This window comes from Sandarakinorhabdus sp., from assembly GCF_040398645.1.
Classification (GTDB): domain Bacteria; phylum Pseudomonadota; class Alphaproteobacteria; order Sphingomonadales; family Sphingomonadaceae; genus Sandarakinorhabdus.
Genome location: NZ_JBBATR010000043.1, coordinates 1,559 through 3,676, shown reverse-complemented (window position 1 = coordinate 3,676; position 2,118 = coordinate 1,559). Strand labels below are relative to the sequence as shown.

Here is a 2,118-nt window from a genome sequence, read left to right as displayed (position 1 = left end):
CATGCCGCGCACACGGGCAGACGGAAAAAAGACGCAGATCGTCGTGGTCGGCGGCGGCGCGGGCGGTCTTGAGCTGGTCACCAGGCTGGGTTCGCATTTTTCGCGCGACGATTTCGACATCATATTGGTGGACCGCAACGCCACCCACATATGGAAGCCGCTGCTGCACGAAGTCGCCGCCGGCAGCCTTGATGCCAATCTTGATGAGGTTGGCTACCGCGGCCACGCCTATCGCTGGGGCTACCGTTATTTTGATGGCGCGCTCGAAGCCATCGACCGCGCTGCGCAGCAAGTGGTGATCGCGCCAATCTGCGATGAGGATGGCAGCGAGGTGATCGGCCGCCACCGCATCCGCTATGATTATCTGGTGATCGCCGTGGGCAGCGTGTCCAATGATTTCGGCATAACGGGCGTCAAGCAGCATTGCCTCGCGCTCGAAAGCCGCCCGGATGCGGACCGGTTCCGCCGCAAGCTGCTCAATCAATGCCTGCGCGTGTCGCGGGCCTTGGTGGCTGATCCCGCGTCTGATGCCACGGTCAAAGTGGTGATCGTGGGCGGCGGCGCCACCGGCGTCGAGCTGGCGGCAGAACTGTATTCGGCCGCCGACGCGCTGGGCTTTTATGGCCTGGAGGTGTTTGATCGCCAGCGGCTGCAAGTGTCATTGCTGGAGGCCGGGCCGCGCATCCTGCCGCTGTTGCCGGAAAAACTGGCGGCTGCCGCCCACGGCGAGCTTGAAAATCTCGGTGTGAACGTGCTGGCCGGCACGCAGGTGGTGGCCGCCACCGCCACGGCCATCCACTGCAAGGATGGCAATATCATCCCCTGCGATATCCGGGTGTGGGCGGCCGGGGTGAAGGGGGCGGAGTTCCTGCACGAGATCGGCGGCCTGGAAACCACGCGCAACCATCAATTGCGGGTGCGCGCCACCATGCAAACCACCCTTGACGACAGTATTTTCGCGCTGGGCGATTGCGCCAGCTACACGCCGCCCGGCGCTGAACGCCCGATCCCGCCGCGCGCCCAGGCCGCGCACCAGATGGCGCAGACGGTGTTTCACAATCTGCGCGCCGCCATCGAATCGCGGCCGATGAAAGACTTTGTCTATGAAGACAAGGGCTCGCTGGTGAACCTTGCCCGCTATTCCACGGTGGGCAGCCTGATGGGCAATCTGGTCGGCGGCAAGATGGCGATCGAAGGCCGGCTGGCGCGGTTCGTCTACACCTCACTCTACCGCATGCACCTGGTCGCCATTCACGGCTGGATGAAGGGCCTGTTCCTGATGGTCGTCGGCCATGTGAACCAGGTGGTCAGGCCGAAACTGAAACTGCATTAACAGGCAATCGCCGCTGGTCATTCGACAAATTCGGCCAATTCGGGAATGCGCGTAAACGCAATCGCCGGTCCGCGTGACCTTGTGGCGCCGCGTTCGTCGTGGCCCAGCGTGACCGCATCGCGGCCGAAGCGGTTGTTCACCTTGTCCATGGCGCGGGACAGCGCCAGCCGGCGTTCGTCGGTGCGGGCGCACAGCAGGGCACCCGAATCAAACAGATCGGCCTGCGCGGCGGCGGCTGGCGAGAGATCAGCCAGCACCACCCCCACTTGCAACAGGCGCTGATGCGGGAAATCGCGCACCATCTGCGCCCACAGTCCGTCCATGGCCTCCACCAGGCTCAAACTGTCCATCACCTGCGGCAGCTTGATACCCGCCTTCCATTTTGTCCCGCGCGTCTCGCCCTTCACGAACAGGCCGATCCAGCTGGTGCGCAGCTCGGCGCGGCGCAGGCGGGTGCCGGCCTTCATCACCAGCCGCCGCGCCACCAATCGCGCCACCGCCACCGGGCGTTTCTCCGGCCCCAGCACATGGCTGTGTCCGATGGATTTTTGCGCGTGCACCACATCGGCCACCTCGTGCCCGTGCAGCAGGCGGTGCAGCCGTTCGCCCCACACGCTGCCCCAGGCTTGCCGAGCCTGCGCCGGCGTCATCGCCAGCAATTGCGCCATGCTCACCAGCCCGGCCGCGGCAAGGCGCTTTTCCATCGCACGCCCCACGCCGGGGATATCCGACAGCGGCAGTGCACACAGGCGGGCCGCGCGCACATCATCCGTCAGCAGCGTCAG

Annotated in this window: 2 protein-coding genes; one reads left to right on the top strand and one right to left on the bottom strand. The window is 65.3% G+C overall.

Annotation, left to right across the window (positions count from 1 at the left end; all coding sequences use genetic code 11):
• Position 1: 1 nt before the first annotated feature.
• Complete coding sequence (locus tag ABWP50_RS09900) at positions 2-1,333, top strand: NAD(P)/FAD-dependent oxidoreductase (protein WP_353217831.1); 1,332 nt, start codon at positions 2-4, stop codon at positions 1,331-1,333.
• 17 nt (positions 1,334-1,350) lie between these two features.
• Here ABWP50_RS09900 and ABWP50_RS09895 read toward each other — a convergent pair.
• Positions 1,351-2,118, bottom strand: a 768-nt coding sequence (locus ABWP50_RS09895) for a DinB/UmuC family translesion DNA polymerase (protein ID WP_502951028.1), incomplete at its 5' end; no start/stop codon positions are given.